General features: G+C 40.0%; 21 protein-coding genes. 12 read left to right on the top strand and 9 right to left on the bottom strand.

Features of this window, described 5'->3' with window-relative positions; all coding sequences use genetic code 11:
• Positions 1-6: 6 nt before the first annotated feature.
• Positions 7-1,992, top strand: coding sequence for a DUF4954 family protein (locus OCV73_RS07375; protein ID WP_167551228.1), 1,986 nt, complete (start codon positions 7-9; stop codon positions 1,990-1,992).
• 142 nt (positions 1,993-2,134) lie between these two features.
• Here the strand turns inward: OCV73_RS07375 and OCV73_RS07370 are convergent, their stop codons facing one another.
• The gene (locus OCV73_RS07370; protein ID WP_147550886.1) at positions 2,135-3,334 is read right to left on the bottom strand and encodes a C45 family peptidase; all 1,200 of its coding nucleotides are present in this window, start codon (positions 3,332-3,334) and stop codon (positions 2,135-2,137) included.
• A 365-nt stretch (positions 3,335-3,699) separates the two neighbouring features.
• On the opposite strand from OCV73_RS07370, the gene OCV73_RS07365 reads away from it, so the two are divergent.
• A complete protein-coding gene (locus OCV73_RS07365; protein ID WP_147550884.1) occupies positions 3,700-4,101 on the top strand; it encodes an acyl-CoA thioesterase in 402 nt (133 codons plus the stop codon).
• A gap of 18 nt (positions 4,102-4,119) precedes the next feature.
• A complete protein-coding gene (gene dprA / locus OCV73_RS07360; RefSeq protein WP_147550882.1) occupies positions 4,120-5,229 on the top strand; it encodes a DNA-processing protein DprA in 1,110 nt (369 codons plus the stop codon).
• Positions 5,230-5,262: 33 nt separating this feature from the next.
• Here dprA and OCV73_RS07355 read toward each other — a convergent pair whose 3' ends face one another.
• Genes OCV73_RS07355 through OCV73_RS07345 form a run of 3 tightly spaced genes read right to left on the bottom strand, consistent with a single transcriptional unit; the run spans position 5,263 to position 7,407 of the window.
• The gene (locus OCV73_RS07355) at positions 5,263-5,829 is read right to left on the bottom strand and encodes a hypothetical protein (RefSeq protein ID WP_147550880.1); all 567 of its coding nucleotides are present in this window, start codon (positions 5,827-5,829) and stop codon (positions 5,263-5,265) included.
• A 56-nt stretch (positions 5,830-5,885) separates the two neighbouring features.
• Complete coding sequence (locus OCV73_RS07350) at positions 5,886-6,557, bottom strand: metal ABC transporter ATP-binding protein (RefSeq protein WP_147550877.1); 672 nt, start codon at positions 6,555-6,557, stop codon at positions 5,886-5,888.
• On the bottom strand, positions 6,538-7,407 hold the full coding sequence (locus OCV73_RS07345; protein ID WP_147550875.1) for a metal ABC transporter solute-binding protein, Zn/Mn family: 870 nt from the start codon (positions 7,405-7,407) through the stop codon (positions 6,538-6,540). The genes OCV73_RS07350 and OCV73_RS07345 overlap by 20 nt, the downstream gene beginning before the upstream one ends.
• Positions 7,408-7,631: 224 nt before the next feature.
• Here OCV73_RS07345 and OCV73_RS07340 point away from each other — a divergent pair, with 224 nt between their 5' ends.
• The gene (locus OCV73_RS07340) at positions 7,632-8,819 is read left to right on the top strand and encodes a M20 metallopeptidase family protein (protein ID WP_147550873.1); all 1,188 of its coding nucleotides are present in this window, start codon (positions 7,632-7,634) and stop codon (positions 8,817-8,819) included.
• Here OCV73_RS07340 and OCV73_RS07335 read toward each other — a convergent pair.
• Positions 8,806-9,357 carry a GNAT family N-acetyltransferase gene (locus tag OCV73_RS07335; RefSeq protein WP_147550871.1) on the bottom strand — a complete coding sequence of 184 codons (552 nt, stop codon included), beginning with the start codon at positions 9,355-9,357 and terminating at the stop codon, positions 8,806-8,808. The two genes, OCV73_RS07340 and OCV73_RS07335, sit on opposite strands and share 14 nt — an antisense overlap.
• A gap of 268 nt (positions 9,358-9,625) precedes the next feature.
• Between OCV73_RS07335 and OCV73_RS07330 the strand changes: the two genes are divergently transcribed.
• From OCV73_RS07330 to trpS, 3 genes are all read left to right on the top strand, one after another.
• Positions 9,626-10,105: an Lrp/AsnC family transcriptional regulator gene (locus OCV73_RS07330; protein WP_147550869.1), complete on the top strand. Its 480-nt coding sequence runs from the start codon at positions 9,626-9,628 to the stop codon at positions 10,103-10,105.
• A 99-nt stretch (positions 10,106-10,204) separates the two neighbouring features.
• The gene (locus OCV73_RS07325; protein ID WP_147550867.1) at positions 10,205-11,002 is read left to right on the top strand and encodes an inositol monophosphatase family protein; all 798 of its coding nucleotides are present in this window, start codon (positions 10,205-10,207) and stop codon (positions 11,000-11,002) included.
• Positions 11,003-11,117: 115 nt separating this feature from the next.
• Positions 11,118-12,110: a tryptophan--tRNA ligase gene (gene trpS, locus OCV73_RS07320; protein WP_147550864.1), complete on the top strand. Its 993-nt coding sequence runs from the start codon at positions 11,118-11,120 to the stop codon at positions 12,108-12,110.
• 117 nt (positions 12,111-12,227) lie between these two features.
• Here the strand turns inward: trpS and OCV73_RS07315 are convergent, their stop codons facing one another.
• From OCV73_RS07315 to msrA, 4 genes are all read right to left on the bottom strand, one after another.
• A complete protein-coding gene (locus OCV73_RS07315; RefSeq protein ID WP_147550862.1) occupies positions 12,228-14,918 on the bottom strand; it encodes a hybrid sensor histidine kinase/response regulator in 2,691 nt (896 codons plus the stop codon).
• A 60-nt stretch (positions 14,919-14,978) separates the two neighbouring features.
• Positions 14,979-18,161 carry an ATP-binding protein gene (locus tag OCV73_RS07310; protein ID WP_147550860.1) on the bottom strand — a complete coding sequence of 1,061 codons (3,183 nt, stop codon included), beginning with the start codon at positions 18,159-18,161 and terminating at the stop codon, positions 14,979-14,981.
• 40 nt (positions 18,162-18,201) lie between these two features.
• Positions 18,202-19,035, bottom strand: a complete 834-nt coding sequence (locus OCV73_RS07305) for a helix-turn-helix domain-containing protein (RefSeq protein WP_147550858.1) — start codon at positions 19,033-19,035, stop codon at positions 18,202-18,204.
• Between the two features lie 408 nt (positions 19,036-19,443).
• The gene (gene msrA, locus OCV73_RS07300) at positions 19,444-20,424 is read right to left on the bottom strand and encodes a peptide-methionine (S)-S-oxide reductase MsrA (protein WP_262512918.1); all 981 of its coding nucleotides are present in this window, start codon (positions 20,422-20,424) and stop codon (positions 19,444-19,446) included.
• A 274-nt stretch (positions 20,425-20,698) separates the two neighbouring features.
• On the opposite strand from msrA, the gene OCV73_RS07295 reads away from it, so the two are divergent.
• The 5 genes from OCV73_RS07295 to OCV73_RS07275 all read left to right on the top strand — a co-directional run bounded on the left by OCV73_RS07295 (position 20,699) and on the right by OCV73_RS07275 (position 25,888).
• A complete protein-coding gene (locus OCV73_RS07295) occupies positions 20,699-21,535 on the top strand; it encodes a helix-turn-helix domain-containing protein (protein WP_147550854.1) in 837 nt (278 codons plus the stop codon).
• 90 nt (positions 21,536-21,625) lie between these two features.
• Positions 21,626-22,219: a DUF417 family protein gene (locus OCV73_RS07290; RefSeq protein WP_147550852.1), complete on the top strand. Its 594-nt coding sequence runs from the start codon at positions 21,626-21,628 to the stop codon at positions 22,217-22,219.
• A gap of 5 nt (positions 22,220-22,224) precedes the next feature.
• Positions 22,225-23,595, top strand: a complete 1,371-nt coding sequence (locus OCV73_RS07285; RefSeq protein WP_147550850.1) for an FAD-dependent oxidoreductase — start codon at positions 22,225-22,227, stop codon at positions 23,593-23,595.
• Positions 23,596-23,711: 116 nt separating this feature from the next.
• Positions 23,712-24,605 carry a cation diffusion facilitator family transporter gene (locus OCV73_RS07280; protein ID WP_147550848.1) on the top strand — a complete coding sequence of 298 codons (894 nt, stop codon included), beginning with the start codon at positions 23,712-23,714 and terminating at the stop codon, positions 24,603-24,605.
• 29 nt (positions 24,606-24,634) lie between these two features.
• Positions 24,635-25,888: an Nramp family divalent metal transporter gene (locus OCV73_RS07275; RefSeq protein WP_147550846.1), complete on the top strand. Its 1,254-nt coding sequence runs from the start codon at positions 24,635-24,637 to the stop codon at positions 25,886-25,888.
• Positions 25,889-25,909: the final 21 nt, after the last annotated feature.

Raw genomic sequence — 25,909 nt, 5'->3', positions numbered from 1 at the left:
TATATTATGGATCGTAAACTCACTTCAGGAGAAATAAAACAATTGCAAAACCAATCGTGCCTGGCCGACGACTGGAACAACATCACCGTATCGGACGGCTTCACGGCCGGAAACATCTTCCACACCCGTTTCTCGGGGAAAATACGCTTAGGCCGTTTTGATAAAAATTTCACCTTGCCCGGTGGTCTGAAAAAGCAGGCGGGCCTGCGCCATGTCACATTACATAACTGTACACTCGGCGATAATGTACTGATAGAAAATATCCCCAACTACATCGCCAATTACGACATCGGAGACGAATGTTTTATCCAGAACGTGAACAATATACTTGTCGAGGGAATAAGCTCTTTCGGAAACGGGACCGAAGTTTCCGTGCTGAACGAGACAGGCGGGCGGGAAGTCCCAATATACAATAAACTTTCGGCTCATACAGCTTACATAATAGCTATGTACCGCCACCGTCCCGAACTTATAAATAAGCTGAGATTCCACATAAACCAATATACCGAAAATATAAAATCAGCTACCGGAAAAATAGGAAAAGGAGTATTTATTCTGAATACCGGAACTATTAAAAATATGTTTATCGGCGATAATTGCTACATTGACGGTGCTTCCCGGTTAGAAAACGGAAGTATTAACAGTAACGAACATGCACCGGTACATATCGGACACAATGTAATGGCCGAAAATTTCATTATCAGCTCCGGCGCCCATGTAAGCGACGGTGTAGTCCTGTCACGGTGCTTTATAGGTCAGGCATGCAACCTGAGCCATCTGTTTTCGGCGCACGACTCCCTATTCTTTAGTAATTGCCAGGGAGAAAACGGTGAAGCATGCGCGATATTCGCAGGCCCCTACACCGTATCTATGCATAAATCCAGTTTGCTCATCGCCGGGATGTTCTCTTTCCTGAATGCCGGAAGCGGCTCTAACCAAAGCAACCACATGTATAAACTCGGGCCTATACATCAAGGTATCGCCGAACGAGGATCAAAAACCACCAGCGACTCTTATATTCTCTGGCCGGCAAGAATAGGAGCTTTTTCTCTTGTTATGGGACGGCATGTAACCCATCCCGATACCTCTAATCTACCGTTCTCCTATCTCATCGAAAAAAGAAACAAGTCATTTCTGGTACCCGGCGTGAATTTAAGAAGTGTAGGTACGATAAGAGACGCTCAAAAATGGCCGAAACGAGACAAACGAAAAGATCCCGAAAAACTGGATAATATCAATTTTAATCTGCTCAGCCCATTTACCATACAAAAAATGTTGAACGGGATAGATACGTTAAGAGAGTTACAGAATACCTCAGGAGAAACTTCAGAAAGCTACAGTTACCAGAGTACGATCATACGCAATTCATCATTGGTCAAAGGCATACAGTTTTATACGCTCGCTATCAATAAATTCATGGGGAACTCTATCATTAAACGTCTTGAAAACATCCGCTTCAGCAATAACGAAGAAATACGGCTAAGACTGCAGCCCACACATCCTTACGGGCTGGGAGAATGGGTTGATCTCTCAGGTCTTATCACTCCGAAACAACTGGTTTCACAATTAGCAGAATCTATAGAAGACGGCCTTGTAAATGACCTGTCGCTTATTGAAGAATCTTTTTCCCGCTGGCATAAGGACTATTACGATATGGAATGGACATGGGTCTGCGACCTGATACCCCGATGGTATGGAATATCTGTTGAAGAAATCACGGCAAAAGATATTACAGACATCGTTCGCCAATGGAAAGACGCTGTAGTTACCCTGGATAAAATGCTTTATGAAGACGCACACAAAGAATATTCACTGGTAAGCAAGACAGGTTTCGGAGCAGACGGTAACAGCAAACAACGTGAATATGACTTCGAGCAGGTTCGCGGCGCATTTGAGAAAGATCCTTTCGTTTGTATGGTAAGCGAGCATATACGGATAAAAACCGAATTAGGAAACGAACTGATCGACAGGATAGCCCCTCTTCTGGATTGATATCAGTCTTATTAAAAATATACATCCCTCATAACGGCAACGCTATGAGGGCTCCTTTTTAAAACAAAAGATCTTTCCCCGCTCCGGTTTAAACAGACTTATATAACTCCACTCTAAAAGTACAATCTACAGAATAAGTTTTCTATTCAACAGAGATTTCAAGCCTGTCGTACGCAGCCAAAATCTTTTGAGAAATACGGTCCATAAAGAACGATACATTAAGTCCGGAAAAACCGCCATTCTTTTCTGCTTCACGCATGAATATCCGGCTTTCCCTGTAAACATATTCTTCCAAAGAAATAAGTTGCGGAACAATCCCCAGGGAGCGGTGACCGAACAATAACTCCATGTTTATATAATATTTTCCGTTCCCTCGTTTTAAAGGAAAAACCTGATGTTTCAAACCGACAACTCTGTTACAAAATGACGACACACCAGTACTATCCCGTGAAAGCAAAAAAGGTACACCTTCGGGAGCAGAAAGCCAGACAGGCATAACGACCGAACAGGGAGGATAACCTAATAGTGTCCACATCGTTACCATTTGTAAATTTTCACCCTCATTCACACCTTCGACAACTACCGAAGCAGAACTCGATCGACGCGGGATAAAATCCTGGTCTACCACCCAATTATCCCCCGTCCGGGACATATCTTTACCGAGCAAGGAATGATAGAACGAACGGGAAACATGCCCTGTGATATATTCCGGAGTCAATCCCTTTTTAACTGCTACAGGAGATAAAAGGTACTGTGCGTTCTCATATCTTATATATCCCAGTCCTTCATCTTTACGGCCTGCCATCGAATAATTGGAACGAATCAGATAACCCTCCGGTGAATCTTTTACATCGAACCGGAATATCTCACTATTGCTTACTTCGAAATAAGCTGCCCCGCCATGGGCATCTATAACCCCGAAATTCGCCTCGACCCCCCTTACCGACGGATAGTTTTCGAGAAACAAAGAAAAATCCTTTACCGTTCGGCATTTACCGAGGGCTTCTTTCATCAACACGCCTTCTTTGTCGACAATAGCAAAAGTATCGTTTTTAAGATTATACGAAGCGGTATTCATCACAGCAAAACCCTCACTGTTATAACCTGCCCATACGGCAGTATCTTTTGTGTCGCGGCTGTCCACAAGCCCCACAAAAGCATAAGAATTTTCACTGGCTGAAAACCGTACCACGACATTTTGTTCCGCAGATGTATCCCTGTGTTTCCACAACAATGGACGTCCGTTTTCCGTTACTCTTCCTGAAATTACAGCCGATGTACAAGCGAAAGACTCTAACACGGAAAAGAAATAAAACAAAAATATAATATTCCTCTTTATCATTCCCAATTATATTTATTACATTTTTCAAAGATAACAGAATAGAATATAAACGGCAACTCATAGCAGACAGAAACGACATTGCGCCTAACCGAAATTTATAGGAATATTTATTTATCCTATTGCCGTGGTTAAAAATTTATTACAAACCTTTCCAATAACTTCTTTCGACAATAAGGAAAAGAACGCCTCGACAATAAAAAACTCCTGCATCGTTTAACCCCGGAACAGTTTATGCCGGACTGTTACAATCGAGCCCCCTCCAAATCATTTAAGTAACTATTTACAGCTTTCTCCCGCGATTCTGCTCATACTCCCATTTTTTATTTTATTTTTGCCGAACAATAAATGAATAAAACTAAATGAAGATGCCGGAATATATTTTCGAATTGGAAATGAAAGTCAGGGATTATGAGTGTGATATGCAGGGAATCGTAAACAACGCCAACTACCAGCATTATCTGGAACATACGCGCCATGAGTTCCTGCTTTCTACCGGAGCCTCTTTTACCGAAATGCATGAAAAAGGAATAGACCCCGTTGTAAGCCGTATCGAAATCAATTATAAAACGCCACTGAAAAGCCAGGATATATTTTCCAGTAAACTGTACATGAAACGAGAAGGTGTAAAATATATATTTTATCAGGATATTTACAAGACAGAAAACGGCCAGCTTTGTGTCAGAGCTGTCGTAGAAACGGTTTGTACAAGCAATGGACGTATAACCAGAGGAGAAGAATTCCTCCCTATATTCGAAAAATACCTGTAAATTATATTTTCCTTCACAATGAAACAGGACTCCGATAATCTCTGTTACCAAATAGCATTTTCCCGCGTCAAAGGAATGAATATTCTGCTCGCACGCCAATGGATGGAAACAACCGGAAATCTGGAATCATTCTTCACATTACCGGATAAAGAAATAAAAGAAATTACCGGATGGAACGGAAAAATAATTTCCGGAGAAAATCGTAAAGAAGCATTACGTATAGCTAAAAACGAATTGGCTTTCTTGGAAAAGAAACATGTCTCCGCGTTATTCTTCACGCAAGATAATTATCCGGCACGCCTGTTGGATTGCACCGACGCCCCGCTTCTGCTTTATTACTTCGGAAACGGCAATATAAATGCAAAAAAAATTCTGAGTATTGTAGGGACCAGACATGCTACAGCCTACGGAAAGGGATTCTGCGAGGAATTAATCAAGGACCTGTCCTATTGTTATCCCGATTTACTCATCATTAGCGGCCTGGCTTATGGTATAGATATCTGCGCACACAGAGCCGCCCTGAAAAACAATCTGCAAACCGTAGGTGTATTGGCTCACGGATTGAACCAGGTGTACCCTTCCAACCACCGGCATACAGCGATAGAAATGCTGCATCAGGGAGGTCTGATTACAGAATATCCTTCCACACAATCTATTAATAAAGGGAACTTTGTCGCCCGCAACCGGATTGTTGCCGGAATGTGTGATGCCGTCGTCGTTATAGAATCGGGAGAAAAAGGAGGAGCTCTTATTACAGCAGGAATTGCCGAAAGCTATCACAGGGATGTTTTTGCTTTACCCGGAAGGACGGGCGATACCTGGTCTCAAGGATGTAACCGGCTCATCCACCAAAACAAAGCAGCACTTATTACCTCCGCCCGTGATCTCATTGAATCCATGCGTTGGAGCTTACCGGCAAAAGAAACGATACAGCCGTCATTATTCCAAGAACTGAACGACGAGGAGAACCTTATCCTAAACGTACTACGGCAACAAGGGGAAGCACAAATAAATCAACTGACCGTCATGCTCGAGATGACTGCATCGCAAGTATTGTCGAATCTCATAGAACTGGAATTCAAAAATCTGATACGCACTTTCCCGGGAGGAGTTTACCGGCCTGTATGAGCAGCCGATGCTTGCGAAAGAATAAAAATCTGCCTAAAACTGATATCCTAATTTATAGTTCAAATAAGGAAAAATACCAACTTGTTTCCAAGAAAAGAATTTAAAAAAATTCAATCCTGCCCCGAACTCGAATAAAAAATGTTTATACCATACCCGCTTCACGCCCCAATAGGGCGTAATAAAAAAACCGGATAAAGGCTTATCGGTATTATAAGATAAAGGAAGTAAAAAGAAAGTACATGACAATGCAAGAAAACCGCCCGAATTCAGGTAGGTATTTTTCCCTTTTGCAGCACGTTTATTCAAATTAAAATAATAGCGCGGTTCTATCTGTAATACTGGATTTAATGAATATTCAAAATCAAAACAAATATTAGCATGCCAAAGATCAAAAACAAAAACAGGGAAAACACTATATTCGAGACTCGCTGTATAATTCAAAGAAAACTTTTGTCCAAACGCCTGCTCATAATTATACCGTATCCCTATCGGGGCGACTTGAATGGAATGTCCCGACACCGTAGAGATAGAGTCATTGACTTGAGAAAAAGAAGGATAAATGCTAAATAATAAAACAATAATCAGAATTGTGTTTTTCATAAAAGCATAAAAATGAATGACAAGCATAAATAAGAATTACCGGTAACGATTATTTCTTAAATATCAAATTCTTCCCGTAACGTCTTATCTATATAAACAGTACGATTTGCGATTGAAGTTACTTTGGATAATTCATGAGAAACGAGCAGGATCGTTGTTTTCTGTGACAGGTCAGCCAAAAGTTTATACATATGGTTTTCAAATTTCTTATCTACATAAGAAGAAGGCTCGTCAAGCACCAGGACACCGGGACCGGAAATGATGGCACGTCCCAGTAAAGTACGTTGTAACTGTCCGCCCGAGAGTTGTCCTATCGACCTGTCCCGAAGTTCATTTACACCCATTAATTCCATAATATGTTCAGACTGCTCTTTCTGTTCCCGGGAAAAATCTCGCAAAAAAGGTTTTTCATTGATAAGCCCCGACAATATCACCTCCGACACCGTAATAGGAAAACGGCTGTCTATCATATTCTTTTGAGGCAAATATCCCATATTCAGTTTATGTACAGCTTTTCCATCATCAAAAAAACGTACCGTTCCTTTTGTAGGATTCAATAGCCCCAGAATAATACGCAACAAAGAAGTTTTACCACCCCCGTTGGGACCGGTAATTACCATGAAATCACCCCGATTAATGTCCAGATTTATATCTGTAAGAATCGGTTGAAGATCATATCTAAGTGATACGTGCGCGACTTCTATCAGTTTATTCTTTTCCGAGAGCATCTGCTATATGTATTAACTCTTCTCCCCAATGATAATTCAAGGGATCTATCACAACGATCTTTGCCCCTATTTCCGAAGCAAAAGTCTTCGCTTGTTTCATATCGAATTCTTTCTGGATAAAGATGACCTTGACATTATTCTTGCGAGCTATATCTATAGCCTTTTTCATATATAAGGCAGACGGTTCCTTTCCATTGGTTTCAATACTCAACTGTTGCAGCTTATAATCGGCAGCCAGATAACTCAATGACGGATGGTAGATAGCGAACATCGTACCTTGCACCGGCAAAAGACGTGCTGTAATTTCGGATTCAACCTTGCTTATTTCAGAAACAAGATTTTCATAATTTCTGGTATATTCTTTTTTATGAGCCGGATCAAGTTCCACAAATGCCTCATACATATTTTCGGCTATCTTATAAGCCATCTTGGGAGAACTCCATATATGAGGATCTATATCGTCGTGCATATCATTCGGCGTATCAGCATGCATATGAGTGCCTTCCAGATAGGATATGCCCTTAGAATTATCATATATTTTCATGTTCGGATTATTCTGGATAAGTTTATCCATCCAGGCCAACTCGAAACCTATATAGCCGATCTTAAAATAGGCAACGCTTTTTCCTAAATGCACCAAGTGAGATGGAGAAGGATCATACGCTTCCGGATTACTCCCGACAGGAACAATACAATTTATTTCGAACCGATCACCGGCTATCTTTTCGGCAAAATACTTTTGAGGCTGAATAGTCACTGTGACAATTTTCTTCTCCTCATTTTTCAATGAACAGGAAACCGCCGTGACAGCCAACGCCAATATAAGAATAAATAAAATTCTTAACCTCATTACAATAGAACTTCTTCGTTTCAAGGGTGCTTGCACAGCACTTATTTTTTTACAAATATAATACAAAACAAATCAATTATATCTGTTCTTCTATTTTTTAATATATTAAATTTCGTTTTTAACATTTTACATATCAGTTTGAATCCACAAACACTTTTTTTATATAAAAACGTACAAAAAACAAAGCCGTTTTATATACATTTGTAATAAAATAACGAAGAATCATGGAAAGAATTATACCGGACATACATAAGGAATTAAGAAATACCGTTATAAATTGTTACAGGGACTTACACCAGTATCCTGAACTATCTTTCGAAGAGGTAAAAACAGCCTCTTATATATGTTCTGTTCTTGATAAGAATAATATCCCTTACCGCAGTCATATTGGCGGGTACGGTATCGTAGCTTCCATAGAAGGGAAAAATCCTCAAAAAAGAACCATAGCGATACGGGCCGATATGGACGCGCTCCCCATACAAGAACAAAATGAAATAGAATACCGCTCCAAAATACCCCATGTTATGCACGCTTGCGGACACGATGCACATATGGCCTGCCTGATAGGATGTGCACTGTCATTGAACCGAATAAAAGCTTTATTCGAAGGTACGCTACTTTGCGTATTCCAAGCAGCCGAAGAAAAAGATCCGGGAGGAGCATATTTGATGCTGAAAGACGGATTATTCGGGAAAACTCTTCCGGATGTCATGCTGGCAATGCATTGCAATGCCGACATTCCTTGCGGCTCAATAGCCATTAACGAAGGATATATCATGGCCTCCGCCGATGAAATACACATAAAAATATCAGGACAGGGAGGACACGGAGCCCTTCAACACCGTATCAATGATACCGTATTAGCTGCAGCTCAAACATTACAGGGAATGCATCTGGCCATTGCCAAAAACAGGAACCCGTTCATTCCGTCACTATTATCGGTGGGAAGATTCATTGCCGACGGTGCGACAAATGTAATTCCGGATGAAGTGCAGATATCCGGTTCGCTCCGTTGCATGAATGAATCCGAGAGGAAACGTCTCAAATCTTTATTAAAAGAAGTCATAATGCATACGGCAGAAGCTTTCGGATGTAAAAGCGAAATCATAATGAACGACGGATATCCCTGTGTCTATAACGATCCTGAAATTACCCGGTCGGTTCGCACATACGCAGAAAAATTACTCGGTAAAGAACATATACTGCCCATGGAACCCAGAATGACAGCAGACGACTTCGGCTTTTTCTCGGCCATTATCCCTTCCGCTTATTTCAGGTTAGGAATTCAAGGAACCGGCAATCCGAATTGCGGAGGACAACATACATCCACCTTTCTGATAGATGAAGCCGCCCTGACGACAGGAACAGATATCTTGTCACATCTGGCGGTGCAATTTCTCAATCGGGAATAGAACCTGCCTGGTACACTTCTGCATGTAACAAATCTCTCACCGATTCGAAAGAGGTTTCCATATTTATATCTCCATAAGTCATAAGATACAGTTCCAGACTCTGTTTCCCTTTTTCGTATGGAGGTTGTATATAAAGATACTGCGGCCACAGTTTAAACCCGAGACGTTCATAAAAACCTATACGGCGGCGGCTCATTTCGTTTTCGGGCTTCTCCACTTCAAGTACAACCGGTAACTTTACCTCATCGAGAAAAGACTTTAAAGCTCCTGCCCCGTATCCCGATCCTCTCCAGCGTTCTTCTACAGCAAAATGTTCAACATAAACCAGATGCTCCCATTCCCAATATGAAATAAAACCGACATTTTCTTCTCTTTCATTACGAAGAACAACTATATGGAACAACGGATTCCCGGCAAGTAATTCTATTACACGGGAAAACTCCCGTCTTTCGTCTTCGGGAAAAGATTTCATGTAAACCTTGCGGATAAACTCCAAAGCGTCCTTATCATTCTGCAAGGCAGGATATAATCGTATCATATTACTATTTATTAGAATATTATCGTAGAAAATCTCACTACTTACCTTATCATTCAAAAAACAAAGATACGGTTTTTGTTCATTTTTGCATGAATACGAAGTATCAATCTGAAAGCAACCTTCTCAGCGAAAGCATAAACTAATCAGAGTTTTTCACAAAAAAAAGCCAGATTATCACCTAAATGTTTGATTATGTAAGAGATTAATAGTAACTTTGTCAAAACTCTGAAATAGATTAACTTATTATTTAACACAACAAATTAAAAATATGGGATATCATCAATTAGACAGTCTGGATTATAAAATCCTGAAACTGATTGCATCAAATGCCCGGATTCCGTTTCTTGAAGTAGCCCGGGAATGCAATGTATCGGGAGCTGCCATTCATCAACGTGTCCAGAAATTAACCAATCTGGGTATTATCAAGGGATCGGAATATGTTATAGACTCGAACAAAATAGGATTCGAAACTTGTGCTTATATCGGATTTTACCTCCAGAAACCAGGACAATTCAACGATGTTGTAGACAAACTAAAAGAAATTCCCGAAGTCGTAGAGTGCCATTATACCACAGGTCAATATGACATGTTTATCAAATTATATGCACGCAACAACAGTCATTTGCTGGAAATAATACACAAGAAACTTCAACCCTTGGGACTCGCCCGTACCGAATCCCTTATTTCTTTCAAAGAAGTATTCAAACGCCAACTCCCTATTGAAGACCTGGAAGTGTATGTAGAATAATGCCCAACCAAAAATACTATATATAATAAGAACGCCGGCTTGCCACTGTAAATAAACAGTTGACAGTTGGCGCTTGTTATTTATTAAATTTACATTCATATGGAAAAACTTATAAACGACCTGCTCCATAAAGCCACAGAATGGGCCCGGGAAGCCGGGAAAATACAACTTCGCTATTTCCGGGGAAAACATCTCGATATACAAACAAAATTCAATCTCCACGACGTAGTCACCATCGCTGACAAGGAAAGTGAAAAATATCTGATAGAACAAATCAACAAAACATTCCCGGGACATGCCATACTGGGAGAAGAAAGCGGAGAACACACCGGAACGGAAGATTTCCGCTGGGTAATTGATCCCCTCGACGGAACGACAAATTACAGTCAGGGGCTCCCTATCTTCTCTGTATCTATTGGTATACAATACAAAGGCGACACGATCGTAGGGGTTGTATATGCTCCCTATCTCGACGAACTATATACGGCAATCATACGCAAAGGTGCATTTTTGAACGGCCTGCCTATACAGGTATCTAATAAAAAAGAACTCGACCGTTCTGTCCTTTCAACCGGATTTCCCATAGACAAAGATAGAAATCCCGATAACAATGCCGATAATCTGATCCGTATTCTTCCGCATGTCCGGGGTATACGCCGGCTGGGATCGGCCGCATATGATCTGTGTTGCGTGGCCTCCGGTACGCTGGACGGATATTGGGAGTTGGACCTCCACGCATGGGATGTTTGTGCAGGAGAACTTATTGTTAAAGAAGCAGGAGGTGAAATACGCACATTCAGGAATGACAGAGGAATATCCATACTTGCAGGATCCAAAGAAATAGTTCGCCAAATATTACCTCAATTGAGCGAACGGCCCTATCGTCCGCAAATTTAATTTATCCGTCACAATGCCGGAAAATCTTTTATTCTTATATTTGCATGCCATTTAATATTTAACCAGACTTACCGGCCTCCAAAACCGGAAAAGGGAGTCACTAATAAAAAACAGAATGAAAGAAACAGTCGTGAGCGGTATACGCTCCACAGGAAATCTACACTTAGGTAATTACTACGGTGCCCTCAAAAATTTTGTAAAAATGCAGGATGAAAACAATTGCTTCTTTTTTATCGCCGACCTGCACGCATTAACCACCCACCCCGACCCGGCCTTACTACACGCCAATGTAAAGAACATACTGGCCGAATATCTGGCCTCAGGACTCGATCCCGAAAAGTCCACGATATTCATACAGAGCGATATACCCGAAATATCAGAACTTTACCTGCTGCTGAATATGCACGTATATGTAGGAGAACTGGAACGTACCGTATCTTTTAAAGAAAAAATACGCAAACAACCCGAGAACGTAAATGCCGGATTACTTACCTACCCTAGCCTCATGGCTGCCGATATCATGATACATCGGGCTACGAAAGTCCCGGTAGGAAAAGACCAGGAACAACATTTGGAAATGACGCGCCGCTTTTCCCGCCGTTTCAACACCATCTATGGAGTAGAATATTTTCCTGAGCCCACCAGCTATAACTTCGGAAAAGAAACCATCAAGATACCAGGTCTGAACGGTTCGGGTAAAATGGGTAAATCTGAAGGTAATTGCGTCTATCTGATAGATGACGAAAAGACATTGCGGAAAAAGGTCATGCGCGCAGTAACCGATGAAGGACCGCAAACACCCAATGCACCTAAATCGGAACCGGTAGAAAACCTGTTCACCATACTTAAAATCGTTTCAACTCCCGATACAGTAGACTATTTCGAAGAAAAATATAACCACTGTGAAATACGGTACGGAGATATGAAAAAACAACTGGCCGAAGATATTCTAAAAGTTACCCTTCCCATTCGCGAACGTATTCTGGACATACAGAACAATGATGAGTTCTTGCGTAAAGTGGTAAGGACCGGAGCCGAAAAAGCACGCGAAAGCGCAGCAAAAACTTTACGGGACGTACGAGAAATAATGGGCTTTAAACCTTTCTGATAACAGAACTTAAAACAATGTTCCGTTAAAAAATAATTACCATATTAAATCGTAAACGCCCTATAAGATTTATAGGGCGTTTACGATTTAATTAAAATAACAATTCTCCTTACTGATTCATCGAAAGAGTTCAAGTAACTGATCTTTTTTCAACGGTTTGGATAAAAAAGCATTACATCCTGCATCCAAAGCACTGGCCTTATCCGAATCGAAAGCGTTGGCAGTAAGAGCAATAATCGGAATGCCTGTATTGAATTCCCTAATTCTCCGGGTCGCTTCCACACCTCCCATGACTGGCATTTTCAAATCCATCAAAACAAGATTAAAATGTTCATCACGTACTTTATTCACTGCTTCTGCCCCATTTTTCACCCAGGTAAGATGATAATTCTTGAGAATATGCTGTACTAACAAGTAATTACTATCATTATCTTCCGCTATCAATATCTTCATTTCCTTACCGTCAGCCCCATTCAACGGAGCTTTAACACCCGAAGTTCCCTTATTATTATTCTTACCCCCGTTCTTTTCCATGTTTACTTCACAGGGAATTCGTGCCCAGAATGTCGACCCGACACCGGGAACAGAAGTAAATCCCACTTCTCCCCCTGCCGCTTCGATAATAGCCCGGGAAATAGCCAACCCGAGGCCTGTACCCTGAGCAAACTCATTAAGTTTTTGAAACCGACCGAAAACCCGGCTCTGCAATTCCTCGGGTATTCCCACCCCCGAATCCTCTACATAAATTTTAATGCCGTCCTTCTCAATAGAATACCCCATCTTGATATATCCCGATTCCGTACATTTCACTGCATTGGTAAGATAATTCATCCACACCTGTTTAAGCCGGTTCCTATCCAAAAATATCCAACAATCCGGGCTGGAATTAGCCAGACGAAATTCAACATCAGGATTCGTGATCTTCGGCTGAATCATAGTATATAATTCACCACACACTTTGGATAAATTGAATTTCTCCCGTTTACGTTCTAAAATTCCCGATTCTATTTTAGACAAGTCCAGAATATCATTGATTAGTCGTAGCAATAACTCATTATTAGATTCGATAATCTCCATATATTCCTCTTTCTCGGCCTGATCGTCCGTATTCACCATAAGTTCGGAGAATCCGACGATAGCATTCAGGGGAGTACGTATTTCATGACTCATATTAGCCAGAAAAGCCGACTTAAGACGATCGGAAAGTTCTGCCTTTTCTTTCAGATCCTTCAACTCCCTGGCGATATTCTCCCATTTCGTATTATTATATGAAATACCCGTATAACGCGTGATACGCCCTTTTTTATTTTTTTCTACGGGTATACCGGTAACAATAAGAGTCTGCCACTCCTGATCCCATTTAGTTCTGGAACGGTACTGGTAACTGAACTCTTTGTTAGTACCCCGAAGCATACAGTCTATACTTTCACGAACTATCTCCACGTCATCCGGATGTGTAACATGTATATATGCCTCAGGTGTAATTGATTTTTCTGAATGATAATCGTTTACAGGATCGTTAAATGCGCGAAATTGACTATTCTCTACATCAAAATCCCAATAAGACATTCCTACCATTTTGAATGTAAGTTCCATTTTATAATTTCGTTCCTTTAGTTCTTCATTCAAACGATGGAGTTTGGAAATATTTTGCGTGAATCCCGTAAATCGGGTAATACTGCCATCATCATCATATTCGAACGGAACACCTATAATATTACAATATTGCCAGGAATCATCATATTTCGTTTGCATGCGACAGGTAAAATCGACATTGAGTTTCTTTCCCGACAGCATTGATTGTATCGCATCATTGGCAGATGAGCGGTCCTCCGGATGTATCACATCCAGATATTCCGAAACCGTCAGTAATTTATCGCTGGCATAATCATTGACCGGATCGTTATAAGATTCGAATTTTCCCGTACGCACATCAAAATCCCAATGAACGATATTACTAACCTGCATAGCCAGCTCACGTTTCGCTATCAAGTCCTGAGTTTTTTTAGCCATTCGTATCTTCTCAGTCACATCCAGCTGGGTCCCTACTATCAGTAATTTCCCAAAATGTTCCGTTGACAGCCTCATCCGGCTCTCATAATGCCGGTACTGCATTTCTTCTTCATTAAAGACACGTACGGTTATATAGCCCTGTTGAATATCTTTACCAATTAACCGGGAAAAAAGTTCTGTCACTATAATACGGTCCTGTGGATGCAACATCTTTTGTAGCCCTTCCAATGTCATACCATCTTTGACGATGGCATTTCCATGTAACGAACCGAATTCCCCCTTATGTACGTCATACACCCAGGAAGACATATTAGCCGCCTCCATAGCCATTTCCAGATTTTTCTTACTCTCTTCGGTACGATATTCCGCCTCTTTTGTTGCTGTTACATCATTGGTTAACAACATATGGCCTACAATAATCCCTTTCTTATTCCGTATAGATACGATCTTTACCTCATAAATTATAGTATTTTGATTATGGGTCGAGAAATATTCTTTGTTTACCCTATCGAAATCGTACTCGAATTCCAGAGTAATATCTTCTCCGGACTTTATTTTTTTTTCAAGTTCATCATCGACATAAGGACTGTCGAAAAGATTCACCTTTCCTATCACAGCATCGACATCAACACCGTACATATGCTGTGCATAGTCATTCATACTGCGTAATATACCTTGCACATCATAGATTTCTATTCCCATCGGCAAACGAGCATATACGCTTTCTGTAAACAGAATCTGATCCTGAAGTAATCTGGACATTTCTTTGTCAAAAGACATTTTACCTTGCTCCATACGATTATATTAGTTTTTGAGCATCATATTATACAAACCGTAAACTTTATTGAATTCCCACTAAAACATCAGCATTAACCGGCTTTTTATTAATTCATTAATTTTTAAGCGCAAAGCTCCGGCATTTATCGGTTTCGAAGTATAACCGTCAAAGCCATAACTGAGAATACGATTTTCATCCGAAGCGTATGCATAAGCTGTAACGGCCAAAATAGGAACCTCTGCAGATATTTTGCGTATTTCTTCTGCTGCCTGATAACCATCCATCACAGGCATATTAATATCCATTAATACAATATGGGGATGATATTCTTCAAACAATTCTACCGCTTCTTTTCCGTTCCAGGCATGTAATATACGATAGTCTTTCCTGAGAATAGTTTCGAACAATTTATAATTACTGGCATCATCTTCGGCAATAAGCATCGTAATTTGATCTGAGCACACTTGTAACATAGATCGTTCCGGTAAATCGATTTGACCTCTTTTCACTTCACGATAAGGAATAGTGAACCAAAAAGTAGTTCCTTTTCCCGGTTCCGAATCCAAACCGATCTCACCTCCCATTCTATTTACTATCATCTGAGTAATAGGCAGTCCCAAGCCGGTTCCTTGCTCAAAATTATTCAATTTGACAAAACGGTTAAAAATCTCCTGTCGTTTTTCCTTAGGAATACCGCACCCCGTATCTGTAACATAAAAACGCAACATACCGTCTTCCTGTAAAGTGTAGCCAACATCGATTCCGCCCGTACTGGTAAATTTAATGGCATTAACAATAAGATTAGTAAGCACCTGATTAAGTCGGTTACGGTCAATTAAAGTAAAACACTCAGGCAAGTACTTTTCCAAAGTTATGACCAGATGTTTTTTATCCGCCCGTTTTTGTAACGAGCAGACCATATCTTTCAGCAAAGAAGTTATCTCTTGCGGTGCTTCTACAAACTCCAACGTTCCCGATTCTATTTTAGATAAGTCAAGAATATCTCCGATCAATTGAAGCAATAAATCATTATTGTTCTCAATAATGCGTACATATTCCTCGCGCTCTTCAACCTCTTCCACACTGCCAAGCATCTCCGAAAAACCGACAATAGCATTAAGCGGAGTTCGGATTTCATGGCTCATATTCGCGAGAAAAGCCGATTTTAGACGATTGGACTCTTCAGCCTTATCACGGGCATCGATCAACTCCATTTCCATTTTTTTTCGTTGCGTAATAATCAACAACGAACCAACCAACATTTGCGGACACCCCTTTTCATCCCGTTCTCCCACAGTCGCACAAGCCTCAACCCAATCCAATGTGAAACCACATCCTGTACTGTTAACTATCCTGTACTCCTCCCGGACCTTATCTACACATCCCGTCATAAGATCCAAATAAGCTTTTTCTACACGTTTCCGATCTTCCTTGTGGATCTTTTCAAAATACTGTGATTCGGGTACTACTAACCGATCTTCTTCACCTGAAACCGTATTTTCACTCCCCGATTTCACCGGATGATTTATATCACATGTAATTGTATGATTGTTCAAATCCCAATTCCAAGGAATAATGCTGGCTACATCAAGAGCCATAGCCAACTTATGGTTTGTTTCATTAAGTTTTTGCTGGGTTATATGCAAATCAGTCGTATTGATATAGTAGACATCAATATAGTCCGACTGTGTAGCATCCGTTATAAAAACCCCCACATACTTTTTCACAGCCGAAAAATATTGCGAATAAGTAATGGTCTTATGTTGCGCATCCATCAAATGCAAAAAATGAAGAAATACCTGAAAATCTGTCCCGAAAAGCTCGCTCAATTTTAATCCCTCTAACTGCTTCCCTTCTCCGACAAGGCTATGGATAAACCGTCCGTTCATACGTGTAATCTCCACATCAATAATCTTGCCATCCTCGTTTCGCTCTAATTTCCCTTTCGAATAACCAATTGGCATATCTTCAAACAACTTAGCCAGCTCTTTATTAGTTTCCAGTTTTTGTTTACGCTCTTCATTAAGGACTTTCAGAACATGAATGCGGTTATGTTGATAAATAAACAAAAACAAAAGTAACAGAGCCGACAACACTCCTCCGAAAATTATAAAATACTTGTTACGTTCCCAAAACGAACGAGGACGTTCCAAAAAAACACTTCCCGGAGGACATTGCTCAACGGTAAACCCTTTAAACAACAAAACAGGATAACTAAATGTAGGGATAGCATCGGTAGGAATATAAAACGGAATATCTCTCGCCTGCTTTCCCTCCAACACATTTTCTAATGTTTGTTGCAGCCATGATTGAAAAGTTTGTTTATCATAAAAATAACCTCCTATAATACCATTATTGTTCATCGAAGCCTGTTGAAGGGCAAAAACCGGTACAGAAACGTTCGTTATATCCTGAAATGAATTAGTTGTGAGTAAAGTACTCCCGGCATAGTGCGATTTATTGAACCAAGAAGAAAATAACACTCCTGTTGTTACAGGGTCAATATTGTTCAGCCGGTGAAGCAACTCCTCCTTTGTCATATCCATAGCCGAAAAAAAATCGTACTTCATATCTGGATATGAGCGCATTAAAAGATTTCTTAAATCATAGTCAAGCTGTTGGTTGATATAACGGCCGTCACCGATCAAGATCACTTTTTTCATATCCGGAATCATACGCCGCATTAAAGAAATATTATCCTGTAAAAACATTTCGGACTGGATAACCGTCATATTATATGAATCAGCAAGTTCAATAAGCGGAATTTGCTCTTTTTCCGAAACAGGTTTCTTATCAATATATGCCAAATCCGGTCCTATATATTTTTCTTCTGTACATACGACGATAGAGATATCTCCCCAGTGCGCACGTAAGCCGTCCCTGAGCAATAAGGAAGAATTACCCAATAGTAGAATAGCCTTAGGAGCTTTGTCACTATATTTTTCAAATAAATCGGCTTCCACTTCACGAAATTCAGCCAGATTATCAATCATCAGCATATTCAGATGTTCAATAAAAATAGTCCGGTTATCGTTTGCAGCCCAATGCCGTATCGGCTCCAAAACAGCATTACTCCAGGATGCATCCGAAGTATAAGTATTTACAACCAACAAATAGTCTTTATTAATTGTAAAAACACTGTCTTGTAATACCCGGGCCTTAACCGGCAGGATAAAAAAAGAAAATGCGACTATAATTATCCACAAAACAGAAAAATGAGAATATTGATAATCAGTCGTATTCGCAGTTAATTTTAACATTGGAATTTATAGTTATTGTGTTGTGTATGTAGTATATATATTATATAATGTGGATGGTACGCCTATATTCCGAAGGAGACAAACCCGTATGCTGCCGAAAAAAACGGCTTAACGATGACTGATTCGCAAAACCGATTCTCCGGACAATATCCTTTATATCAAGATTTGTATCCCGAAGAAGGTTCTTTATTTCTACAATCACGTAATCTATGATTACTTCATGGGCCGACTGTCCTCTCATTTCCTGTATAACCTTTGTCAGGTATAGAGGAGATATGCACAATTTGTCGGCATAAAAAGCGATCTCTCTATGTTCTTTATAATGTTCAGAAACCAACATAGAAAATCTAAAAGCGATATTTTCCTTATTGGAATTAGAGAGAGATTTTTTTTTATCACTTGCTTTCGTCTGAAAATGAACATAAAAATCCCAATAATAAATACGTAACAAATGTAAAATAGTTTCACGTTGAAAAGCAGGATCGTCATTGTTCCCCCGAAAATCGATTACACGGCAAAACCCAAGAAATCTTTTAGTATCGCTATCGCTCAAATGGTACTGAAAATTCTTCCGCATATAAAAAAAGAAGTCGGTAGTGATCCTCCCCAATCCACTCATAATGTCCAGAAACATAACTTTATCGACTTTAAAAAATGTCATGGAAAAATCATCACTGATATCACGGACAGATACCAGTTGCAACGGCAAAATAGTCACAAGGTCATTTTTAACTATCTGGCGACAAACCGAGAAAACTTCTATAACGGCGGAACCACCTGTACATATTCCGCTAAAACCTTCCTCCAGATACGTCTCATATTCTTTTGCCGGAATATGTGATATATCAGTATATATATGAAAATTATCACTCATTCAATTATTGCCTCTTTGTAACTTATAAATATACGGCATTCATATTTTTCTATATATTATTATAGAAAAATTGAACGCGAATAACAAGTTTCAGTATCAAATCTGAGGCTATTATGAATTTTTGAAACTCATAAACAGGAGAAGCATATAAAACCGGACGAAGCCGTAATTTTTACGGCAGATAATAAATAATCTCTCTTTTCGCAAAAAAATCACTATATAAAATTATTCCGGACTTAATTCCCGGGATAAATAAAAATCACCTTTCATTCGGAAATTGAAAGACCTGAAGTCCGTCTCTTTTTGCAAAGATAAAAAACAACCCCGATAACTGATAGATATAAATGCCTATTGTATTATTTTATTATTACATACTTTTTTATAACATTCATCTATCAATTTAAAACACTACTTATCCAACAAATATAAATAATCGCCGTATCCCTCTTCTTTCATCTTTTCTCTCGGGATGAACTTCAATGAAGCACTATTGATACAATAACGCAAACCGCCTTTATCTCTCGGGCCGTCGGTAAATACATGTCCTAAATGAGCATCTCCCGTTTTACTCCTCACCTCAACACGAGTCATCCCGTGAGACAAATCCATTTTTTCATTCAACAGTGCATTATTTATAGGTTTGGAAAAACTGGGCCACCCGCAACCGGAATCGAATTTATCGGTGGAAACAAATAAAGGTTCCCCCGTAGTCACGTCCACGTATATCCCATCCCGCTTTTCATTCCAATATTTATTGCGGAAAGCCGGTTCCGTAGCATTTTTTTGTGTTACAGCATATTCTTCTGCAGATAAAATAGTACGTAATGTCGCATCATCTGGTTTCTTATAGACCGGCCGGGAATTGGCTTCCCGGGCAAGTTTGAAAAGTTCCGGATTTATATGGCAATAACCGCCCGGATTTTTATCCAGATATTTCTGGTGATAACCTTCCGCAGGATAGAAATTAATAATCGGTTTTACTTCCGTCACAATAGGTTTATTATATTTACGGGACAAAGATTTTATCACCGATTCTATCACAGGCAGGTCTGCTTTATCGGTATAAAAAACTCCGGTTCTGTATTGTGTACCTCTATCGTTCCCTTGCTTATTGAGACTGGTGGGATCGATAGTTTTGAAATAAAGGTCGAGTAATAAACTCAATTTCACAGTATGGGGGTCATAAACGACCTTTACCGTTTCTGCAGCCCCTGTCTTACCGGTACATACCTGTTCATAGGTAGGATTTGCTATATTACTGTTTGCATAGCCGACTTCTGTTTTTTCGACTCCCCGGATCTGTTTCATAAAATGCTCGGTTCCCCAGAAACAACCGCCTGCAAAATAAACCACACTTCTATCTTCCATTTTCTTTTTCTCCTGTTTCATTACATCTGTATCCACACTCTTTTGTGCCTGTACAGAAAACAGGCTACAAAGGAATAACAGACACCATAACCATACATTTCTCATAATAATCAAATATAACACAATAACAAATTGAACGACCGTTAAGGAAAAAATTAAAACATCTTTTATATTAAAATTTTACTTTATAAGTTTCATTAGCTCTTTTCATTCATAATATCTTTTTATTCCGATAAAAACTTCATACCTTTAAAAATTAGTAATTTCCATTGTTACTTAACTAAACCGAAAAACTATGGAATATCATTTTTCAACCCCTCTCAAAGGGAACATATCGTTATCTTCCAATTTTAACGAAAATAAAGTTTTGCAAAAAGATAAAAGCCTGTATAAATTTATCTGGGTACAAAACGGCAGTCTGACACTGGAAGTAGACCACGTGATTATGACATTGGAGCAAGACGAGATCATTCCCCTCACTCCGTTGCACCACATCGCATTTAAAGAAATAAACGGAGACTATCTCACACTTCTTTTCAACAGCAATTTCTACTGTATTTTCGGGCACGACAATGAGGTCTCATGCAACGGTTTCCTTTTCAATGGCACGTCCGATATCATGCGCCTTCGATTAACACTGGAACAAAAAGAAATATTACTGGATATAACATCCAAATTCAGAAATGAATATCTTATTAAAGATAATCTGCAGGAAGAAATGCTGCGCATCCTGTTGAAACGCTTTATTATCAGTTGTACCCGTTTTGCCCGGGAAAAATTCTCGATTAACCATGAAAAAGAAAAAAGTTTCGATATCATCCGTCAGTTCTTTGTTCTGGTAGATAACCATTTCAAAGAAAAAAAGCAAGTACAGGATTATGCCGAAATGCTTCACCGTTCTCCTAAAACCTTAACCAATCTGTTTTCTTCTTATGGTTTTTCATCTCCGCTAAGAATTATTCACGAACGAACCGAAGCCGAAGCAAAACGTTTACTGCTATATAGTACAAAAAGCGCCAAAGAAATTGCGGAGATTCTGGGCTTTGAAGACTTGGCTTCTTTCAGCCGTTTTTTCAAAAATATGACGGGAGAAAGCATTTCCGATTTCAGAAAAAAAGAAAAACGGGAATAATTGACAACTAATCCGGTAAAATTGTTATTTATTCCCCGGAAAAAACAACCGAATTTTGCATCATAAGTTAAACCATTAAAAACTGACAATATGACAACAAAAGCAAAACACCTGTTTTTTTCTCTTCTAAGAATTACCGCTTCGTCACAGAAACTGGGAATTGATCTTATCCGCATTGCTATCCTTATCATTTTTGTATGGATAGGCGGACTTAAGTTTTACAATTATGAAGCCGAAGGCATCGTACCTTTCGTAGCGAACAGTCCTTTTATGAGCTTTTTCTATGCTAAAGATGCCCCGGAATACAAAGACTACAAACTGAAAGAAGGAGAATATAACGAAGTCAAACACGAATGGCATGTACAAAACCATACATATGCATTTTCCCACGGACTCGGCATCCTCATTATAACCATAGGATTGTTGGTATTCTTAGGTATATTCTCTCCCGAATTAGGCTTTGCAGGTGCTATCCTGGCCATTATCATGACATTAGGAACGCTATCTTTTCTTATTACAACACCCGAAGTCTGGGTTCCCGATTTAGGGAGCGGAGAATACGGATTCCCTCTATTGACAGGAGCCGGGCGATTAGTTATTAAAGATACGGCCATACTGGCGGGCAGCGTAGTTGTACTTTCAGAATCGGCACAAAGATTATTGAAAAAATATTTTAATAAATAAGTATTATGAAAGAGTTCGATGCTATCATTATAGGATTTGGGAAAGGAGGGAAAACTCTCGCCTCCGATCTGGCAAACAGGGGATGGAAGGTCGCCATGGTGGAAAAATCCGAAAAAATGTACGGAGGCACATGTATCAATATCGGTTGTATACCGACCAAAGTACTGGTACACCAGGCAAAACTTGCCGATTTGAGGAAAAAAGACTCTTTCGAAAATAAGAAAGAATTTTATCGGAAAGCCATAGAAAAAAAAGACAAGATAACTTCTTTACTCCGAAACAATAACTTTCATAAACTGGACGACAAGAAAAACATAACAGTCTATACGGGAACAGGAAGTTTCGCATCTCCCGAAACCGTAAATGTAAAAACAGAAAAAGGGACATTGCTGTTGAAAGCGCCGTACATTTTCATTAATACAGGAGCCGAAACCGTTATACCACCCATAGAAGGAATAAAAGAAAATCCGTTCATATATACCAGTACAGAGATCATGGAACTTACTGAGCTTCCGGAAAGACTGGTGATCATAGGAGGCGGATATATCGGACTGGAATTTGCATCCATATATGCATCTTTCGGCTCCCAGGTCACAGTACTGGAAGGCTATACCGAACTCTTGCCCAGAGAAGACAGAGACATCGCCGAAAGTGTAAAAACAGTCCTGGAAAAAAAAGGAATATTATTTAAAATGGGGGCAAAAGTAAATTCTTTCCATAACACCGGAAACGAAGTTATCATATCATATACCAATACACGGGAAAATGCAGGTTACACATTAAAAGCGGACGCCGTACTGCTGGCAACGGGCCGAAGACCGAACACGAAAGAACTTAATCTGGAAGCAGCCGGAGTAAAAGTAAATGAACAAGGAGCTATCATAGTGGACGAATTACTGAGAACGACAACTCCCAGTATCAGGGTGATGGGCGATGTAAAAGGAGGATTGCAATTCACTTATATATCTCTTGATGACTATCGTATCATAAGGGACGACTTGTTCGGTGATCAAAGAAGAAGAACTACCGGCAGGGAACCTGTCAGCTACTCGGTATTCATAGACCCTCCTTTATCTCATATCGGATTGAACGAGCAAGAAGCCAGAAAAAGCGGTAAGAATATTCTGGTAAACAAATTCACGGTTTCTTCGATTCCCCGTGCAAAAACAGTGGATGCTGAAGACGGAATGCTGAAGGCAGTGATAGATGCTGATACTCATGAAATTTTGGGATGTACGCTCTTTTGCCCCGAATCCAGTGAAGTGATAAACACAGTCTCATTAGCCATGAAAGCCGGGCTGGATTCTACATTTTTACATAATTTTATTTTCACACACCCCAGTATGAGTGAAGCTCTCAATGATTTATTCTCCTAAAAAAACTATCGAAAACATATAATATTTCAGATAAAAGCCGGATATTTGTTATTATAAAATCAATATGGCACACCATGGGATAAACATCTCATGGTGTAAAATCGTTTTACTGGATTATGGCACATGAACACCACCATACGCATGAAATAAGCAAATTGAATAAAGCTTTTATTATAGGTATAACGCTCAATCTGCTATTTGTTATTGTAGAAGCCGGCTCCGGATTATATTTCGGTTCATTGGCTCTACTCTCCGACGCCGGACATAATCTGAGCGACGTAGTAAGCCTAATCCTGGCCATGCTGGCATTCCGGCTGGCAAAAATTAAACCTTCCGGTAATTATACGTACGGATACAAAAAAAGCACGATATTGGTTTCCCTTCTAAACGCTATTATATTATTAGTGGCGGTAGGTATCATCATTTCAGAAAGTATATCAAAATTACGAAACCCCGAAGCGATAAACGGCGACGCTGTCGCATGGGTAGCCGGAATAGGCATCGTCATCAACGCTTTTACAGCCTACCTGTTCTTTAAAGATAAATCAAAAGACCTCAACATAAAAGGAGCTTATCTGCATATGGCAGCCGATACACTGGTCTCAGTAGGTGTATTGGTATCAGGTCTTATCATACGTTATACGGGCTGGAATATCATAGACCCTGTTATAGGACTGGTAGTAAGCCTTATCATTTTAATATCCACCTGGAATCTGTTGCACGACAGTTTAAGGCTCTCTTTAGACGGCGTTCCCGGCAATGTAGATATTGAAAAAGTCAAAAAGTTAATTTTGAACGAACCCGAAGTAAAAGGAGTTCATCACCTGCATATATGGGCCATTAGTACGACTCAGACCGCATTGACTGCACATATTGTCGTAGATTCGTTTGCCGGTATAGAAGATCTGAAATACCGGCTGAAACATCGGCTGGAAGATGCAAATATACAACACGCAACCTTTGAAACAGAACTGCCGGGAGAACATTGCGAAACGGATTGTTGCTCCTGATAACATAATAATATCCATTACTCCTCTTCATGAAATTCCTCGATAAACTAAAAATTACACATAAAACCCGGTCAGGTGCACTGGACCTGCTGAAATATATAGGTCCCGGGCTACTGGTCACCGTAGGCTTCATAGACCCGGGAAACTGGGCGACCAATCTGGCTGCCGGTTCCTCATTCGGCTATTCTTTATTATGGGTGGTGACCTTTTCTTCTATTATGCTCATTATCATCCAGCATAATGTAGCCCACTTGGGAATAGTTACCGGACTTTGTCTGGCCGAAGCCACCAACAAATATATACCAAAACCTCTGGCACGCCCCATTCTGGGAAGTGCCATGCTTGCCAGCATTTCTACTTCTCTGGCCGAGATACTCGGAGGAGCTATAGCCCTGGATATGCTTTTCAATATTCCGGTTAAGATAGGTGCCGTAATCGTAACGGCAGCCTGTATCATCATGCTGTTCAGTAATACTTACAGCAAAATAGAACGATGGATTATCATGTTCGTTTCCATTATAGGCATATCGTTCCTGTACGAACTGGCGCTGGTAGATGTCTCATGGCCTGAGACTGTCACAAACTGGGTAAAACCGTCTTTCCCCGACAATTCCATTTTAATCATCATGAGCGTCCTGGGAGCCGTCGTAATGCCACACAACCTGTTCCTTCATTCGGAAGTTATACAGAGCAGGGAATGGAATCTGGAAAACGAAACGGTAATAAAAAAACAACTGAAATATGAATTCTATGATACTTTGTTATCCATGGGAATAGGCTGGGCTATAAACTCCGCCATGATAATTCTGGCGGCAGCGGCTTTCTACAAACAGGGGATCGTCGTAGAAGAACTGAACCAGGCAGCAGAACTACTGACTCCTCTCGTAGGCAATAACGCCGGATTTATTTTCGCGGTAGCTTTACTCTTCGCCGGGATATCTTCCACTATTACATCCGGCATTGCAGGAGCTTCGATTTTTGCCGGATTTTTTAACGAAGCTTACAGCCCGAAAGATATCCATACAAAAGTGGGAACCATGCTTTCCTTTATCCCGGCTTTGTTACTCATATTCTTTATCGGTGACCCGTTCCAGGGACTTATCATATCACAAATGTTACTGAGCGTACAATTACCCATAACAGTATTCACTCAAATTTACCTGACTTCATCTGGAAAAGTAATGGGTAAACATGTGAATAAAAAATCTACAACTGCAATTCTCCTTACACTCGGACTACTTGTAGCAGGATTAAATATTGCCCTGTTAATAAGTTTATTTTAATACAAGAAAAGAAGAGGTATT

Origin of the sequence: Barnesiella propionica, from assembly GCF_025567045.1 — a bacterium.
In the GTDB taxonomy this organism is placed as follows: domain Bacteria; phylum Bacteroidota; class Bacteroidia; order Bacteroidales; family Barnesiellaceae; genus Barnesiella_B; species Barnesiella_B propionica.
The sequence above is the reverse complement of the archived record's forward strand: the minus strand, read 5'-3'. Positions and strand labels throughout refer to the sequence as shown.

What these genes read in the sequence shown, in the direction of transcription:
- OCV73_RS07370 (WP_147550886.1), bottom strand. Translation starts at nt 3,334, where the DNA reads ATGATAAAGAGGAATATTATATTTTTGTTTTATTTCTTTTCCGTGTTA.
- OCV73_RS07350 (WP_147550877.1), bottom strand. Translation starts at nt 6,557, where the DNA reads ATGCTCTCGGAAAAGAATAAACTGATAGAAGTCGCGCACGTATCACTT.
- OCV73_RS07335 (WP_147550871.1), bottom strand. Translation starts at nt 9,357, where the DNA reads ATGATACGATTATATCCTGCCTTGCAGAATGATAAGGACGCTTTGGAG.
- OCV73_RS07285 (WP_147550850.1), top strand. Translation starts at nt 22,225, where the DNA reads ATGAAAGAGTTCGATGCTATCATTATAGGATTTGGGAAAGGAGGGAAA.
- OCV73_RS07275 (WP_147550846.1), top strand. Translation starts at nt 24,635, where the DNA reads ATGAAATTCCTCGATAAACTAAAAATTACACATAAAACCCGGTCAGGT.
- OCV73_RS07345 (WP_147550875.1), bottom strand. Translation starts at nt 7,407, where the DNA reads ATGAGGTTAAGAATTTTATTTATTCTTATATTGGCGTTGGCTGTCACG.
- OCV73_RS07310 (WP_147550860.1), bottom strand. Translation starts at nt 18,161, where the DNA reads ATGTTAAAATTAACTGCGAATACGACTGATTATCAATATTCTCATTTT.
- OCV73_RS07315 (WP_147550862.1), bottom strand. Translation starts at nt 14,918, where the DNA reads ATGGAGCAAGGTAAAATGTCTTTTGACAAAGAAATGTCCAGATTACTT.
- OCV73_RS07340 (WP_147550873.1), top strand. Translation starts at nt 7,632, where the DNA reads ATGGAAAGAATTATACCGGACATACATAAGGAATTAAGAAATACCGTT.
- OCV73_RS07365 (WP_147550884.1), top strand. Translation starts at nt 3,700, where the DNA reads ATGCCGGAATATATTTTCGAATTGGAAATGAAAGTCAGGGATTATGAG.
- OCV73_RS07330 (WP_147550869.1), top strand. Translation starts at nt 9,626, where the DNA reads ATGGGATATCATCAATTAGACAGTCTGGATTATAAAATCCTGAAACTG.
- OCV73_RS07325 (WP_147550867.1), top strand. Translation starts at nt 10,205, where the DNA reads ATGGAAAAACTTATAAACGACCTGCTCCATAAAGCCACAGAATGGGCC.
- trpS (WP_147550864.1), top strand. Translation starts at nt 11,118, where the DNA reads ATGAAAGAAACAGTCGTGAGCGGTATACGCTCCACAGGAAATCTACAC.
- dprA (WP_147550882.1), top strand. Translation starts at nt 4,120, where the DNA reads ATGAAACAGGACTCCGATAATCTCTGTTACCAAATAGCATTTTCCCGC.
- OCV73_RS07375 (WP_167551228.1), top strand. Translation starts at nt 7, where the DNA reads ATGGATCGTAAACTCACTTCAGGAGAAATAAAACAATTGCAAAACCAA.
- OCV73_RS07355 (WP_147550880.1), bottom strand. Translation starts at nt 5,829, where the DNA reads ATGAAAAACACAATTCTGATTATTGTTTTATTATTTAGCATTTATCCT.
- OCV73_RS07295 (WP_147550854.1), top strand. Translation starts at nt 20,699, where the DNA reads ATGGAATATCATTTTTCAACCCCTCTCAAAGGGAACATATCGTTATCT.
- OCV73_RS07280 (WP_147550848.1), top strand. Translation starts at nt 23,712, where the DNA reads ATGGCACATGAACACCACCATACGCATGAAATAAGCAAATTGAATAAA.
- OCV73_RS07290 (WP_147550852.1), top strand. Translation starts at nt 21,626, where the DNA reads ATGACAACAAAAGCAAAACACCTGTTTTTTTCTCTTCTAAGAATTACC.
- msrA (WP_262512918.1), bottom strand. Translation starts at nt 20,424, where the DNA reads ATGAAACAGGAGAAAAAGAAAATGGAAGATAGAAGTGTGGTTTATTTT.
- OCV73_RS07305 (WP_147550858.1), bottom strand. Translation starts at nt 19,035, where the DNA reads ATGAGTGATAATTTTCATATATATACTGATATATCACATATTCCGGCA.